Source organism: Vibrio profundi (assembly GCF_005281835.1).
Lineage (GTDB): Bacteria > Pseudomonadota > Gammaproteobacteria > Enterobacterales > Vibrionaceae > Vibrio > Vibrio profundi.
Genome location: NZ_RZIS01000002.1, coordinates 670,830 through 686,742, shown reverse-complemented (window position 1 = coordinate 686,742; position 15,913 = coordinate 670,830). Strand labels below are relative to the sequence as shown.

At 44.4% G+C, this 15,913-nt stretch carries 14 protein-coding genes; 5 read left to right on the top strand and 9 right to left on the bottom strand.

Features of this window, described 5'->3' with window-relative positions; all coding sequences use genetic code 11:
- Nucleotides 1–84 precede the first annotated feature (84 nt).
- The gene (locus ELZ11_RS07985) at nt 85–339 is read left to right on the top strand and encodes a putative hemolysin (RefSeq protein WP_137356852.1); all 255 of its coding nucleotides are present in this window, start codon (nt 85–87) and stop codon (nt 337–339) included.
- A 191-nt stretch (nt 340–530) separates the two neighbouring features.
- Nucleotides 531–1,211 (top strand): hypothetical protein, encoded by a 681-nt coding sequence (locus tag ELZ11_RS07980; RefSeq protein WP_137356851.1) that lies wholly within the window; start codon nt 531–533, stop codon nt 1,209–1,211.
- A 5-nt stretch (nt 1,212–1,216) separates the two neighbouring features.
- Here the strand turns inward: ELZ11_RS07980 and ELZ11_RS07975 are convergent, their stop codons facing one another.
- Nucleotides 1,217–2,098: a YdcF family protein gene (locus ELZ11_RS07975; RefSeq protein WP_137356850.1), complete on the bottom strand. Its 882-nt coding sequence runs from the start codon at nt 2,096–2,098 to the stop codon at nt 1,217–1,219.
- A 281-nt stretch (nt 2,099–2,379) separates the two neighbouring features.
- On the opposite strand from ELZ11_RS07975, the gene ELZ11_RS07970 reads away from it, so the two are divergent.
- Nucleotides 2,380–3,750 carry an L-serine ammonia-lyase gene (locus ELZ11_RS07970; protein ID WP_137356849.1) on the top strand — a complete coding sequence of 457 codons (1,371 nt, stop codon included), beginning with the start codon at nt 2,380–2,382 and terminating at the stop codon, nt 3,748–3,750.
- An 88-nt stretch (nt 3,751–3,838) separates the two neighbouring features.
- Here ELZ11_RS07970 and ELZ11_RS07965 read toward each other — a convergent pair whose 3' ends face one another.
- Nucleotides 3,839–4,531 carry a transporter substrate-binding domain-containing protein gene (locus tag ELZ11_RS07965; protein WP_167494646.1) on the bottom strand — a complete coding sequence of 231 codons (693 nt, stop codon included), beginning with the start codon at nt 4,529–4,531 and terminating at the stop codon, nt 3,839–3,841.
- A gap of 282 nt (nt 4,532–4,813) precedes the next feature.
- Between ELZ11_RS07965 and ELZ11_RS07960 the strand changes: the two genes are divergently transcribed.
- Entirely contained in the window at nt 4,814–6,289 is a 1,476-nt protein-coding gene (locus ELZ11_RS07960) for a peptide MFS transporter (protein WP_137356847.1), read from the top strand.
- A 161-nt stretch (nt 6,290–6,450) separates the two neighbouring features.
- On the opposite strand, the gene ELZ11_RS07955 is transcribed toward ELZ11_RS07960, so the two are convergent.
- Nucleotides 6,451–8,394, bottom strand: coding sequence for a sensor domain-containing diguanylate cyclase (locus ELZ11_RS07955; protein ID WP_137356846.1), 1,944 nt, complete (start codon nt 8,392–8,394; stop codon nt 6,451–6,453).
- 268 nt (nt 8,395–8,662) lie between these two features.
- On the opposite strand from ELZ11_RS07955, the gene ELZ11_RS07950 reads away from it, so the two are divergent.
- Nucleotides 8,663–9,445 (top strand): siderophore-interacting protein, encoded by a 783-nt coding sequence (locus tag ELZ11_RS07950; RefSeq protein WP_137356845.1) that lies wholly within the window; start codon nt 8,663–8,665, stop codon nt 9,443–9,445.
- Between the two features lie 47 nt (nt 9,446–9,492).
- Here the strand turns inward: ELZ11_RS07950 and gntR are convergent, their stop codons facing one another.
- The 6 genes from gntR to ELZ11_RS07920 all read right to left on the bottom strand — a co-directional run bounded on the left by gntR (nt 9,493) and on the right by ELZ11_RS07920 (nt 15,763).
- Nucleotides 9,493–10,494, bottom strand: a complete 1,002-nt coding sequence (gene gntR / locus ELZ11_RS07945) for a gluconate operon transcriptional repressor GntR (protein WP_137356844.1) — start codon at nt 10,492–10,494, stop codon at nt 9,493–9,495.
- Between the two features lie 150 nt (nt 10,495–10,644).
- A complete protein-coding gene (gndA, locus tag ELZ11_RS07940) occupies nt 10,645–12,162 on the bottom strand; it encodes an NADP-dependent phosphogluconate dehydrogenase (RefSeq protein ID WP_137356843.1) in 1,518 nt (505 codons plus the stop codon).
- Nucleotides 12,162–12,662, bottom strand: a complete 501-nt coding sequence (locus ELZ11_RS07935; RefSeq protein ID WP_137356842.1) for a gluconokinase — start codon at nt 12,660–12,662, stop codon at nt 12,162–12,164. The genes gndA and ELZ11_RS07935 overlap by 1 nt, the downstream gene beginning before the upstream one ends.
- A 100-nt stretch (nt 12,663–12,762) precedes the next feature.
- Nucleotides 12,763–14,085, bottom strand: coding sequence for a TRAP transporter large permease (locus ELZ11_RS07930; RefSeq protein WP_137356841.1), 1,323 nt, complete (start codon nt 14,083–14,085; stop codon nt 12,763–12,765).
- A complete protein-coding gene (locus tag ELZ11_RS07925) occupies nt 14,078–14,635 on the bottom strand; it encodes a TRAP transporter small permease subunit (RefSeq protein WP_137356840.1) in 558 nt (185 codons plus the stop codon). Before ELZ11_RS07925 ends, ELZ11_RS07930 begins: the two co-directional genes overlap by 8 nt.
- Nucleotides 14,636–14,746: 111 nt before the next feature.
- The gene (locus ELZ11_RS07920) at nt 14,747–15,763 is read right to left on the bottom strand and encodes a TRAP transporter substrate-binding protein (protein WP_137356839.1); all 1,017 of its coding nucleotides are present in this window, start codon (nt 15,761–15,763) and stop codon (nt 14,747–14,749) included.
- Between the last annotated feature and the right edge of the window lie 150 nt (nt 15,764–15,913).

Below are 15,913 nucleotides of genomic sequence, written 5' to 3'. Positions count from 1 at the left end.
CTCTTGACCAAGTTCACACACCATTTTGTTAAATCTAAAATATACTGATTTCATATGTCACCCAATATTCACTTAGGAGAAAGTATGAAATCAATCGGGTTACTGATGGCTGCAAGCATGGTTTTAGCAGGCTGTGCCAATGAATACTCTGAATACAGTGAGAAAGAGCGCGTTTCTATGGCCAACCCTGCGGCAGTATATTGCGTACAACAAGACGGTGAACTAGAGACGGTTACTGAAAACAAACAACGTGTCACTTACTGCGTATTTTCAGACGACCAACGTATCGAACAGTGGGAATATTTCCGCAACAACCACAAAGAAGAGTCAAGCTCATAACCAGTTTGTCTAACTAGTTAAATTTCTTATCATATTTTTCTCGTTCTATATTCTGCACCTAGGATTCATGCTGAATATAGAGTGAGAACTCAATTGTACAGTGTTCCTTTCCTGACATTCCTCTGACATTTCTCTCGAAACCAAATATAGAATGTGACATAAATCACACTAATTTATAAGTCACACTGATAATGAAGAGCCAACCAAACTCGGAAACACGTAGCCAAATGTCCATCGAGCTACCTGAATTTACGCTGTCGCAATCTACTTCTAAAGTCATTTTCAAACGCTGTCAGACAGCTTTAGTTGTGATGGCAATCGGTCTTATCGTGAATTTGGCGATCCGCATCGACTTCGTGCTTTTAAGTGGTTCGATCGGTGAAACGTCTGTCACTGAGATGCTGCAGCAATTCTTATTGGCTGTAAGCTCTTTATCTTTTGCCTACCTAGCGCGAGAGAAAAGCGAGATAAAACACGCCGCCACTCTAATTAGTGCCTTCTTTGCAGTGTTATTTATCCGCGAACTAGACCATTGGTTTGACCAAATCGTACATGGTGCTTGGGTATATCCAGCTGTTCTTATCGCAGGGTCCGCTATTTTTTATGCGTGTAAAAATGGGAAGAAAACACTCGACCAATTAGCATTAATTTTAGCTTCTCCGCACATGAACTTACTGATTACTGGTGTCATGTTACTGCTAGTATTTTCACGCTTATTTGGCATGGGAAGTTTTTGGCAAGGTGTAATGGACGAGCACTACATTCGCAATGTTAAAAACATAGCCGAAGAAGGGACGGAACTGCTTAGCTACTGTCTGATCGCATTTGCGGCTATTAAAACCGTACTAGGTTTAACCAAAAAGAAAGCTTAGTTTCACTAGCGCCACCAGCGGTGCTCTAAGCTCACCTCAGGATCTAAGTATCGATTAAGAAAAGTCAGGTTGGTATCTAGCAAAGCTAAATACTCCCTGACTTTTTCAATTGGTGTGCCTGCTGGGGTTTGTTCAATACAAGCTTTGAGAACGGGTAACAGAGGAGTGACGAGAGCAAAAGACGTATCCACGCCCTTGCTTGAATCCAAAAGCTCACCCACTCGTTTCAGTGCTTGCAACGACGTACTCGCGGGTACTTCTCTAACAGAATGTAACTCCCGCTCAAAAGCACCTACGGAAACACCTTCCAAATACACTCGGTAAGTAGTTAGCTCATCCATAAGCAGAAACAATTGCCCCTGCACCGTTTGATGAGGGTACGCCACCGCTATATGCTGAGCCACCTCTCGCTGAATGTCTAATTCAACACCCAATAGGCTGCACTTCTCAATCAATACTCTCAACAGCCCTTGCTCGTCCATCAAATCCTGAATATCGAAGATTCGTTGTAAGTGGTAGTCATTGGAAACAAAGGTCACCGTTATCGACTGACCTTTTTGAAACAGCTGACTTTCAATCAGTGCTCTGGCCACATTTTGAATGTTTTCTACGGTATTCGTAGATTCTTGTTCTAAGATCACTGCCGATAGCTCGAATGGCGTAGCTAACGTGGATTCCAATTCACGAAAATACTCATGCATCATTTGTGCTTCTGACACGTTTTGACCAGCAGTAACACCACCACAAAATGCGACCGCGGTTTGTTGAAGGTTATCATGACGTTTCAAATATCGATGTAACGCTTCAACTCGACTTGAGCCTTCTTTGGTCAATAAATTGTTGTTTAGCCTTTTTCCTAGAACAATCAGGATGTGATTTGTGCTCATTTAATGCTCAAGTCTCGTTTTCAATATTGAATAAAGTGAATTATGTATACAATTTAAATTATCGAAAGTATTTTAGGCTTCGTACCTTTTAAGTGTGTCGCACTATCGCTCTCATTAAGCGACAAATCACTTAATTGACGTATGTAGCCAGTCTTAAACTCACATAGATGAGCCAGACGATAAACGAATCTATCGAGATGGTCACACCGTTTTACTGCCTCGATCGACTATATAACTATTGAATAGCTTGCTCAGCAAGCATGCCTGCACAGGAAGTAATTATGCTGTCTATCTTTGATATCTACAAAATCGGCGTCGGCCCATCCAGTTCCCATACGAACGGGCCAATGATTGCGGGGTTTAACTTTACTCAAATCATTCAACCGCAATTAAGCGACGTCGCGCGAATCCAAATTGATCTCTATGGTTCATTATCACTGACCGGTAAAGGTCACCATACTGATAGAGCCACTATTTTAGGCCTGCTTGGTAATCGCCCTGACACCATCAAGATTTCTAGCGCTAATCTCGCAATGAAAAAAGCGGTAGAGGAAAAGCGCCTAGCGATCAGCGGTGTCCACGAAGTGACATTCGATGTAGATACCGACATGCTGTTCCACGACACCAATTTACCACTTCATGAAAACGGAATGACAATTTCCGCGTTCGACGCGGCTGGAAACCAATTGGCCATTGAAACGTATTACTCAATTGGTGGTGGTTTCATTGCAACGGCTGATGAGTTAGAGAATGGTAAGCAATCAGAAGAAGTGAGCGTGGAATTCCCATTCACATCTGCTGAGCAATTTTTAGAAACGGCGGAAAAGCATGGCCTAAGCTTAGGCGGTTTGGTATTGCGTAATGAAGTGTCTTTCCAAGACATGGATATCATTGATCAAAAAACAGAACAAATTTGGAAAGTCATGTCGCTGTGTATGCAACGCGGCTTCGACACCGAAGGTATCTTGGAAGGTGGACTAGAAGTAACCCGACGTGCGCCTGCTCTACTGAAAAAACTAGAAGCTAACGCAGCTGTAGAAAGCGATCCAATGGAAATTATGGATTGGATCAACCTATTCGCTTTTGCGGTTAGTGAAGAAAACGCCGCCGGCGGACAAGTGGTGACGTCACCGACCAACGGTGCGGCTGGTGTTATCCCTGCTGTGCTAATGTACTACCACAGATTCATCAAAGAGCTCGACACTAAACAGCTAAAAGACTTCTTAGCCGTGTCTGGCGCAATTGGTATTTTATACAAGACTAACGCATCTATCTCTGGCGCTGAGGTTGGCTGTCAAGGTGAGGTAGGCGTTTCGTCTTCAATGGCGGCGGCGGGCTTAACCGCTCTTCGCGGCGGTAGCAACGAACAGATTTGTATTGCGGCAGAGATTGCGATGGAACACTCTCTGGGCATGACTTGTGACCCAATTGGTGGACTAGTACAAGTACCGTGTATCGAGCGTAACGCTATGGGTGCAATGAAGGCGATCAATGCATCTAGAATGGCTCTGAAGCGTACTAGTAAGTGTCTTATCTCTTTAGATAAAGTGATCGAGACCATGTACCAAACAGGTAAAGATATGAACAAAAAGTACCGCGAAACATCACTGGGTGGATTAGCAGTCATTCATATCGCACCGCCTTGTGAGTAAACTTCAGTAAGCATCTGTTATCTCAGATAAAATGACGATTGGGTTATCTGATAGTTGTAGATAAATAAAGTCAGCATTTTTGCTGACTTTATTCTTGATGACGCCTTAAGATTTCCTGATACCGACCATTGGCTTTAATTTCGGCTAAACCTTGGTTGAACGCTCCTATCAACTCATAGGCTCTTGGGTTTTCTAAGCCGATTGCGATGTACAAAGGGTTCACAGAAACACTCGGCGAAAAGAAGTCATACATGTTTTTGTCTATCTTCATACTGCCCAAGGTGTATTTGGCAACTCTCTCATTAGAGATAATCGCATCCACCCGCTTTGTCTGTAATCGGCGAATACTCTGCTCTAAACTGTCCCCTTCTACTCGCTCAAACTGAGTCGAAATCAAAAAGGCCTGATCGTAAGCATAATCGGTGATCGTACCTACCGATAACCCACTTAAACTGGGCAAACCGGTATAAGTCAACTGATCTTCTTTGGCCGCTATGATCACTTGCTTCGAGTCTAAATAACTGTCACTAAAAAGCAGCTTTTCAGCGCGTTTATCGGTGTACCAAACCGCAATCAACGCATCCGTCCGTGCTCGCATCACTTCTTTCATCGCGCGTGACCACGGTTTGATTTGCAATTCCATTGTGTAACCTTGGCTTTCAAAGGCCTCTTCTACGATATCGACAATCACTCCATGAGGTGGCTTTCCATCATGAATAAAGGGCGGCCAAACACTTTGAGCCGCAGTCAATGTCGAAGCATGCACGCTCACTAAGGCCATGCACATCACCAAAATTGAAACACAACTGAATATCTTCACTGCACCTCCACGTTGAGAGCCTTATCTTAGTGTAGTCGACAACATCAATCTGCCCACGTAACACTCACTATCTCAATCTAAGTTTGCACTTATCATTCATTAGAAAAATGAATCTAGGCCATTAGAAATGGTTCATTGAATGATGTTTGATCTGGGATAAATGTTTCAGTTTATGTCTTGCTGATAATGATATTATAATTAGGTTATTACACTAGAGTTAAACCAATAAGTGAGAATAAAATAATGTGGAATAGATTAAACAAATCGATGATGTTCTGCCAAATGATGTTTGGGTTATCATTTTATGGCGTAATGGTAATCCTCACACGTTTCTTCCTAGAAGAGCTTAATTACAATGAAGCCGACACAATGATGGTCGTGGGTGCTTTCTCAGCAATCGGACCATTATTTGCTATCGCTGGCGGCTTTATTGCAGATAAGTTCTTGGGCGCATACCGTTCACTAACGATCGCGTACTTAGGCTTTGCCAGTGGCTATGTCCTGCTTGTACTAGGCGCTTCGGCAACGAATGTCCCGATGGCGTTATGCGGTATTGCTTTAGCAAGTTACGCACGTGGTTTGATGTCCCCTTCTTACCCAAGTCTTTACAAACGCACGTTCAAAACTCAAGAAGACTTTGAAAACTGCTACCCAGTAAACTACTCGGTGAATAACATTGGTGCTTTCCTTGGCCAATATTTATTCCCGATGCTAGTACTGGTCGTTGGTTTCCACGGTGGTTTCATGCTTTCTGGCGTTCTTGCCGGTGCAGCATTGTTCACTTTAATCACATTCCGTAAGGGCTTAGTTGAAGTGGCGTCTGATGTCGATCAAGCACCAGTAAGCACGAAAAACTGGATCGCATTTCTAGCGCTATCTGCTTCAATGATCGGTTTGGTATTCTTCATGTTTTCTAACATGGATATCGGTCAAAACATTGTTTACGCAATCGGTGCGGCAGCGATCATTTACTTCATTTCTTTAATGATCAAATCAAAGAAATCAGATGCGCTTAAAATGGGCACTATCCTGATCATCACCTTCCTAACCACATGTTTCTTCGTGTACTACGGCCAGATGATGACATCAATGAACATGGTGGCGATCAATACCATGCGTGGCGATCTATTTGGTTTTATCCCAGTGGCTCCTGAAGCGGCAATGGCGATGAACCCACTATGGTGTATGGTCGCAGGTCCAGTTATTGCTGGTTTCTTCTCTAGTTTAGAAAAACGCAACGTAAACTTTTCTACTGCGACAAAAGTAGGTTTCTCATTCATCCTAACGGCGATTGCATTCGGTATCCTAACCATGGCGGTGACTACGGTGGGTGAAGATGTGCTCATTCGTCCTGAAGTGTTCCTAGCAATCCACTTCTTCCAAGCATTTGCAGAAGTGATCGTGGGATCTATGGTAGTAGCATTTATCTTGTCTGTTGCGCCTAAGCACATTGAAAACTTCTCAGTAAGCTTATTCTCTGTCGCAATCGCACTAAGTGGCATCGTTGGTGCCGTATTCTCTACTTCGATTGCATTAGAGAAAGGCCAAGAGATCACACAAGAAATCGTTCAAACTGTCTACGGCGATTACTTCCAACTACTAACAGTGCTTGCGGTAGTCATGGTTGCAGTGGCAATGGCGGCATCTTGGTTAATCCGTAAGATGCTAGACGCAGCTAAACAAGATGAAGCTGCCGACTTAGTAGAAGCGAACAGCTAATCGATTCAAACTAGCAGAGCAATAGCAAAACGCCCTAACTCCAGTTGGATTAGGGCGTTTTTGTATGCAACGGTTCGCTAGCCGGCTAGTTAGTAGTTAGCCCACCAGCGACCCCGAAAAATAGTCAAGACTTTAAACTGGCTGAACTCAATTGCAGCATCTTATTCTTCCGCTTTAACGACTTGGTTTCGCCCACTGTTCTTAGCTTGATACATAGCTTTGTCTACTCGCTTAAACCATGCGTTTTTCGTTTCATCGACCTGTAATTGCGCTACTCCAAAGCTCGCGGTACATCTAAAATCAGGATGGAATTCGTGGCACTCAAACATCACCCTAATTTTTTCTGCAAGCATATACGCGTTGTCTATCGGAGTTCCTGGGCATACGATCAAAAACTCCTCTCCTCCCCAGCGGCCGCAGGTATCGACTCCTCGGGTATTATTTTCGAGCAACCTTGCAACGCTCACCAGAACTTCGTCACCAATGTCATGGCCAAATTGATCATTGATACGCTTAAATTTATCGATATCCAACAGGATAATTGAGATAACACGAGGCGTTGCTTTGAAGTTATGGATCTCCACATCCAGTAACCGATCCAAATACATCCTATTTGATAGATGGGTTAAGTGGTCAGTATTAGACAGCTTCTCCAATAAATTGGCTTTTTCTTGGGTCAATTGCTGACGAGTTTCAGTTTGGATCAAATCACGAGTCCGATACTCCAACTCTTTACTCAATTTATTGAAGTGATCACCGAGCTCATCAATCTCTTTGATGTTACTGCTCTCCACTTGATTGACCGTCAGGAAGTTGCCCGTTGTCGCGGTTAAGGTCGACAAACGTTCGAGTGGCGTTGCGATGCGACCACCAAGCTCTTTGGCTTGTAACTTCACATGAATAAAGAACAACACATAAAAAACAATCATAGCGATGATCGCCATCGCACCTATTTGAACCGTAATGTCTTCCAATTTGGTCACGGGTTCATTCAATAAACTGGCATCAACGATTGCCATTACCTGCCAGCCCGTCACCGCCACTTGCCCTCGCGTGATCAAATATTCTTTGTCATTAACATGAATCGTCGCAGAAGTTTGTTGACTCGAAATAATACGCTCTAAATGCCCTCTGAATTCCGCGTTGGGTAAAGCGCTAATATTAAACTCTTCCGGTTTATACACGGTTTCATTAATTTTTCGACTGTAGTTGTGCGTACTTAATTCATCTAAACCGGTAAGCTTCTCAATCTCAGGGGCCATCGCCAGAATAACTCCATCTTGATCCACCAAAAAGCCGCTGGCTCCCCACGGTAAATTGAGTTCCAAAATATCGTTGATGAATGAGGCTATCGGAATATCGACCCCACTCACCCCTTCCAGAAAGTTGTCGCTGTAAATCGGCACAATGCACGACACTAACCAGCCTTGACCGGCCGGATCTAAATACGCTTTTGTCCAAACAGGTGATCGTTCAGGATTGTGCTTGGCATCCGCCAGATAGTAGAAATTGTAATCCTGCATTTTCAGCGTGGAGCCGAACACAGCCGATACGTTATCAATGTACGGATACAACTGATTCATGTTGTCCCAGCTATTGAAGTAGGCTTGAACAATGATTGGGTTGTATTCGACAATTGATTTCAATAACGGATCGATGAGTTGAGAACGCTGAATCTTATCCAACTGCTCGCTGCCAATTATCGTATCGGAAGAGTAATAATAAGAGCTACTGCCATTAAGCTTAGGCGTGTAATAACTCCCGTTATTGTGTTTAATCAGCTCCAATTGATTGTGTTTAGGCAGTGCTTGCTGAGGTAATGAAAAAACCTGTTGCTGAACCGATTGCAGCAACTGAGCTGTATGAGCAATTTCCCCTAGCTGGGCATCGATACTTTCTATGTGCTTGTTGGTCAATAACGATAGGTTTTGATTGGCTTCATCCACCAAGGTTTTCTGGTATTGGTTGGCGACAAAACCTGTCACCGAAAAATATAAAACGAGCAAAGCGAGCTCAATCACCAATAAAGGCAGCATTGAGGAAAACAGAAAACGATTATGTATTAACTGATAGACAGTCTTTAACTTGTCTCGTTTTTCTCCCATTTTAGCCTCTCACCTAGCCCCAACATTATTAAGTTTAAGCAAGATCCAAGCTTCCGCCAAAGCACCGTTCGCGAAAGCGAAGGCTATTCTAGAAAACCATTACATTTATCAAGGTGATAGATAAGTCAAAATCAACAAGATTTATTGATACTTATGAAGCAAACGACCGACCATAGACGTAAATTTAAGTAAATGATAAGTATTAGCATTGAGGGTCATGCCTTTCACAGCTATTATGAAAGCGTTAAAAGAAATAGAGAGTAAACAGATGAGCAAACCAACGCCCCTGACACTTACGGTCCTTAGCACCACGACTATCACACCTAACATGCAACGTATCGTGTTCACTGGAGAAGGGCTTAAAAACTTTCCAACTCACTGCGCGGGTGGCTATGTAAAATTGCTGTTTACTCCTTCTGGAAGTACCGACTTAAGCACACTCAGCAGCGAAGAAAAGCCAGTAATGCGTACTTACACGATTCGTGACTTTGACCTAGGAAAGTGCCAGTTAGAAATCGATTTTGTACGCCATATAACGAAAGATCTACAATGCGGATTCGCTGCTCGTTGGGCCATGAACGCACAGGTCGGTGACACGGTATCAATTGCTGGCCCAGGGCTTATCCAAGGGCTGAATTTAGAAGCAGATTGGTTCTTCTTAACTGCAGACATGACGTCCCTTCCCGCTCTTTCTGCCAAATTACGTAGCTTGCCTTCTAATGCAGTTGGCCATGCCATTATCCACATCACTTCAGAGCAAGATAAACAAGCTTTGGCTGCGCCAGAAGGGCTTAGAGTTCAATGGGTAGTCGAAGGCGAATCAGAGATGACGTTAGCAGAGGCCGCTCGTGAAGTAGAATGGTTATCAGGCCAAGTTTCAGTATGGTGTGCTTGCGAATTCGATTCAATGCGTCAGCTACGCCAATATTTCAGAAATGAAAAAGAAGTCGAAAAAAACAATATCTACATCAGTAGTTACTGGAAGCGTGGTGTGACTGAAGATGGACACAAAGTCATTAAACGCGAAGATGCGAACCTAGCAGACGCATAATCATATCTTGCCCTTATTGTTAAACAGTAAGGGCAAATTCCTTATCCTTAAATACTTTCGCCTACTTCGATTTGATACCCCAAATCCAACTTAGCCTGCCAATCGGATTTCCCTTTCAATCGAGCGACAATTTCCTGCGCGGCCACCAAACCGATCTGTTCACGCGGCGTAACCACAGTTGCTAATCTTGGTGTCATGGCTAAGGTAATATCGTGACCGTGGAAACCTGCAATCGCCATATCTTGTGGCACTTGAATACCGCGGCGAACACATTCGTAAAATGCGCCAATTGCTAAGTCATCGTTAGTACAAAAAATGCCGTTCGCTTCCGGATGAGTGTCTAGCAACTCACCAAGCAATTTAGCCCCCAAAGTAAAGGACGATGCCGCTTCGGTTTGCAATGTCATTGGTTCTGCGTTCGCTTCTTCCATTGCATGCTGATAGCCCGCCATTTTCAAACGAGTACGCTCATCCATTCGAGCGGCAAGATAAGCGATATTCTTCCGCCCTCGCTTCAACATGGTTTTGGTCATGTCTCGCGCAGCTTCAAAGTTATCAAAACCCACGGCTTGCTCGATTCTTGGGGAAACGGAATCCATGATTTCAATTACTGGAATCGACGCGGTTTGCAGCATTTTTCTAGCTCGGTCTGAATGCACATTCTCCGACAAAATGATCGCATCCACATTGTAAGACAACAAAGACGCAATGCTTTGCTCTTCGAGTTCTGCACTATAGCCGTAGTGGGCAATCATGGTTTGATAACCAGCAGGACCTGTCACTTGCTCAATCCCACGGATCACTTCTGCGAATACTTGGTTAGTTAAAGAGGGAACCAACACACCAATCGCATTGCTTTTGGCGTTCGACAGAATGTCTGGAGCGCGGTTTGGAATGTATCCGAGCTCTTCAACCGCTGAAGTAATCTTATCTCTTAACGCGTCAGACACTTGTGAAGGGTCACGAAGGCAGCGACTGACTGTCATTTTGGTTACACCAACTAAATCGGCGATGTCTTGTAGGGTAGGACGTTTCTTCTTGTTTACCATATTGCTGTTCTGATTATTATGTATGGGTTAGTAATGTTACTGGTAACATCTTATCTCAGTGGCTCGCTTTTTGTAGTCTATTGTTTGTAATTTTTGATGATCCGCTCAAACAATAACGCCCTCTAAATTGAGGGCGTTATTCAGTATCAGTTATAGCTTAATTTGCGTTCTAGGATTTTGACTCCACATGATGTGAAACTTGTCCGCTTCTGGTTCATCAATACGCGAATAGGTATGTGAACCAAAGAAATCACGTTGAGCTTGCAGTAGGTTTGCTGGCAGTACTTCACAGCGCAATGAATCAAAATAGCTTAATGCTGAGCTGATACCCGGCATTGGCACTCCATACAGAGCCGAATTTGCTACCGCGATTCGCCATGCCAGTTCGCGCTCTTGCACCTGCTCGATGAAGGTTTCATCAAAGAGTAAATTCTGCAGCGCATCGTTATTCTGATAAGCCGTCGTAATACTTTGCAGGAAGATAGCTCGAATAATGCACCCCGCTCGCCAAATCTTCGCGATCTTAGTGAAATCTAACTGCCAACCTTCTTTCTCAGAAGCGGTTTTCAGTAGATCAAAGCCTTGAGCGTAAACCGACAGCTTCGCGCAATATAACGCATCGTGTAGCTCTGCTATTGCTTCATGCTTGTCGAGCTGGCGAGAGTCTGCAATCTTACCTTTAAGTAATTGGCTCCCCTGCTGACGCTGCGCTTTCTGCCCGCTCATTGCTCTCGCATAAACGGCCTGTGCGATCGTTGGCGTTGGGCAGCCTTCTTGCAGGCTGTTAACTGCCGTCCATAAGCCTGTACCTTTTTGCCCAGCTGTATCGAGCACCACTTCAACAAAAGGCTTGCCAGTTTGCGGATCGTCTTGCTGAAGAATATCAGCGCTGATTTCCATCAAGTAACTGTTCAGTACCCCTTGATTCCACTGCGCGAATACTTCGCCTATTTCTTGCGCTGGCATCTCAAGTACATCGCGCATGAAATGGTACACTTCGCAGATAAGTTGCATGTCCGCGTATTCAATACCGTTGTGCACCATTTTGACATAGTGCCCAGAACCAGCAGGCCCAACGTAAGCAGCACACGCTTCACCCGCTTCAAACTGACCAACAGGTAAACCGTTCGCGTCCACTTTCGCAGCAATCGCTTCCCACATTGGCTTAACATATTGCCATGCAGATTGATCGCCACTAGCCATCAATGCAGGGCCCACACGAGCGCCTTCTTCACCGCCAGAGACTGCGGTGCTAAAAAAACGTAACTTGTTTTTATAACGAAGTTCACGCGCTTCAGTATCGGTCCATAAGCTATTGCCGGTATCGATAACGATGTCATCACTTTCTAAACCCGCTTCTAACAAGCTTTCCACGACAACGTCAACAGGCTTACCAGCTGGCACAGACAAAGCAATAACGCGTGGCTTAGCCAATGTGCTCAATAAGTCGCTCAGATCAGATGCTGCAGTGAAAGCGCCTTTAGAGTTGCCACCTTCTGACCCACTTGATTTAAGAGAATCCGCTTCGTGTTGAGCGCGATGGATATTGTCTTGGTTTAAATCGTAACCGGCTACGTCAAACCCATTGTCCAACAGGTTAAGTGCTAGGCTTTTCCCCATCACACCTAAGCCAATCATCGCGATATGATGCGTATTTTGCGCGCTCATTATTTAATATCCTTTTTTAGCAGGGCTAGTGCACTCTCTACTACTTGCTCGACATCTTGTGCAATATCGATAAACAAAGCTTCATCTTCTTGAGGCTCCACTAATGCTTCGAATTGGCTTTTCAGCATTTGCTCACCGTTGAAGTAATGATTTTCACGATTCTTATGGCGATTCCAGATCGTATCGAAACTGCCCTGTAAGTACACAATCACCAGCTCTTCATTATTTTTTCTCAGAGTCTCTCGGTATTGTGGTTTTAAGGCCGAACAAGCAATCACCGCACTTGGTTGGCTGATAAACTGTTGGTTCAATGTTTCCAACCAGCCCTGACGATCTTCGTCTGTCAAAGGGATACCTTGGCGCATTTTCTCTACGTTTGTTTCTGGGTGAAAATCATCACCATCAAAAAACTGTAGATCCAAAGCTTTAGCGATACGGCTACCAATCAAGCTTTTACCGCAGCCCGATACGCCCATTACTAATATTTTTTTACTTTTCATAAGACGAGACTTTCCTTAGCCCCAACTTTCACTGGGGCTGACAATCTATTGTGTATATGGTCTAACTCAGTAACTGGGAGTCGTTACTTCTCCTGCATGCCTATTGCCACCAAAGGGCTAGCTGCGGGAACATGATGACTAAAGAAAGAACCAAAACTTGTAAACCGATGAATGGCAATAGTGAAGTAAAGATTTCACCTAAGCTGATGTCTTTTGGCGCTACCGATTTCAGGTAGAAAGCCGCTGGACCGAAAGGTGGTGACAAGAAAGACACCTGCATGTTCAAGCAGAACACCACACCGAACCAAATTGGGTCGTAACCTAAGCTAATAATGATTGGTACAAAGATAGGCATGGTTAGCAGTGCGACACCAACCCAGTCAAGGAACATACCCAATACCAGTAGAATCACCATCATGATGAGCAGAGTCGCTAATGCGCTGCCGCCACTTAGAGCAAGAATGGTTTCTTCAACGAAATCAATACCGCCCATTAGGTTGTAAATACCAACCAATGCACTTGCGCCAATACCGATCCACATGATCATGCCACAAGTTTTCATGGTGGCTACGGCACTGTCTTTTAGCATCGACCAAGACATTTCTTTGCGAATCACTGCACTGATCATAATGCCCACAACACCCAGTGCTGACGCTTCAGTTACAGATGCCACACCTGTGTAGATACTGCCCAGAACGGTTGCAACAGAAAGTAGCGGGAAGAACAGCGCTTTAAAATAGCTCGGCTGATTGGCAAGATCTTCTTCTAGCTCATCATCACTTGGGATTGGCGCTAACGCCGGGTTTAACTTACAACGAATTAATACATAAGCGATGTAGCAGCCAGCCAAGATAAACGCTGGTAAGAAAGAGGCTTTAAACAAGTCACCGATTGAAACACTTGCCGTCATGCCGTAGATAATCAAAACGATACTTGGCGGTAGCATGGTACCTAATGCGCCACCCGCACAAGTGGTACCGATAGCGAGCTTACGGTCGTAACCCAAGCGCAGCATTTGTGGCAGGGCAAGAATACCAAGTAGAACGGTTTCACCGCCGATAACGCCAGACATAGACGCTAGCAATACCGCGACCAATAGCGTTTGCACCGCAACGCCACCGCGAACTCGGCGACCCACAGACTTCATCGCGTCAAACAAGTCACGTGCAATACCAGAACGGTCAAGCAATGCCGCCATTAAAACAAACATCGGGATAGCGAGGAAAATGTAGCCCGAAGAAAAACTGTACATACGGCTCGCGATAAGTGGCAGTGCATCCACACCAAACCAACCGAGCGTAAAGAAGATGGCAACAAAGCCAGTTACAAAGGCTAATTGCATGCCGGTTAACAGTAAACCGATCATCATAGCCAGCATGAGTAAACTACCCCATGCGATTCCCATTGAAGATAAATCAAACATCGTTATTCTTCCTTAGGCCTTGAATTTCTTGGATAAGATGTAAAATAAATTGAACCACGAGTACGCAAAGCGTAACGAAAATAATGCCTTTCAATAATGCTGGGAAAGGAGGGTTTAATGACGAGCCTGATGTTTCAAGCCTAAACTCACCCCACGGGGTAAACCATGCCCCTTCCGCCATGACATACGCGGCGTAAGCCATCATGCCCGCAAAAGCCAATCCAACAACGTGGTGAACAAGGTTTAAGTAACGACGAGTACGGTTAGAAACGTAATCGTAGATAAGAACAACACGCACGTGCTTATTGTTCGCAAAAGAATAAATACCGCCAAAGACAAACAGAGCCCCTCCTATGAAAGATGCTGTTTCGTGAACCCATGTGGTAGGAGAATCAAATACGTAGCGCATTAACACTTCGTAAAACGAAATCACAACTGTGATGATAAAAAGTAAGCTAAGAGCATTGCCCAACTTCAAAATCCACTTGTCGAGTAGATTCCTAGGTTGCTCTTCTGGCTCAACAGGAGCGTGGGGAGTGTTGTCATTCATACCGCTAATATCCCAAAGGAAATAGAGGGCGAAAACCGCCCTCTTAGTCGTATCTCTATCTTAGTTATTATTTAAAGCTTCGAGATAACCATGTTGTGTTGATAATAAAACTTAAAGTAGGCCGTTAGCTTCTAGGAAGTTAGTTACTGAGTCGTATACTTTCTTCGCACTTGGTGAACGCTCAGCGAATACTTTCCATTGGCCTTTTGCGATTTCACGGAACTTCTTACGCTCTTCTTGTGACCAATCGTGGATTGTGATTTCTGGGTTTGCTTGCGCTTCTTTCACTGCTGCTTGGTCTGCAATCTTAAGCTGTGTCGTCATGTCGTAAGAGAAATCACGAACCGACGTTTGCAGCATAACTTGTAGATCTTCAGGCATCTTGTCCCACTTCTTCTGGCTGATTGAAATATCAATCAGTGGCAGTGAGTGGAAACCTGGGTGAATTGGATGGTGAGCAACGTCGTTCATGCCCGCTTTTTGGTTAGTAGAAAATACCGTGTAGTCAGCAGCGTCAATTACGCCTTTGCTTAGGCCAGTAAATACTTCAGAGCCCGGTAGGTTTACTGGAGTCGCGCCTGCTGCTGCAAATACTTGTTGAACTAGGCCTTCAGGAGCACGCAGTTTCAGACCCTTTAGATCTTCAACAGAATCGATTGGCTTTTTAGAAATGAATGCTTCTACACCAGTCGTTGATGCGCCGATGAATTTCACGCCGTATGGTGCGTAAAGCTCAGTCATTAGCTCGTTACCGCCACCGTAGTTCATGTATTGAAGTAGCTCTGTCGTATCAGACCAAGCACCAACCATGTTACCGATTAGGCCGAACGCTGGATCTTTACCAGAGAAGTAACCCGTTGCCGTTACGTGACCATCTAGGATGCCCATTTTGATAGCGCCTAGAGTTTCCGTGTGCTTAACCACTGCACCTACAGGTAGTAGATCGATGTCGATACGACCATTAGACATTTTCTCAACGCGCTCGGCCCAGTTTTGCTGAACTTTGTAGTTCAAATCACCAGAAGGATCTGAAGATTGAATCTTAAGTTTAAAGTCTGCAGCAAGTGCTGAAGCTGAAAAGAGGCCAGTAATCGTGGCAGCGATAAGCGTTTTAGTCATAGCTTTCATCGGGGTATCCTTATGAGTTTCACAGAGTCCGGCTTGTTGTTATATGTTACCGGTAACGTTGAGGGCAATGTTACCGGTAACTTTACGTAACTGTCCATGAGACAGATCACATCTTTAACATAGGTGAAAACAGAACTATCAATAAAGATT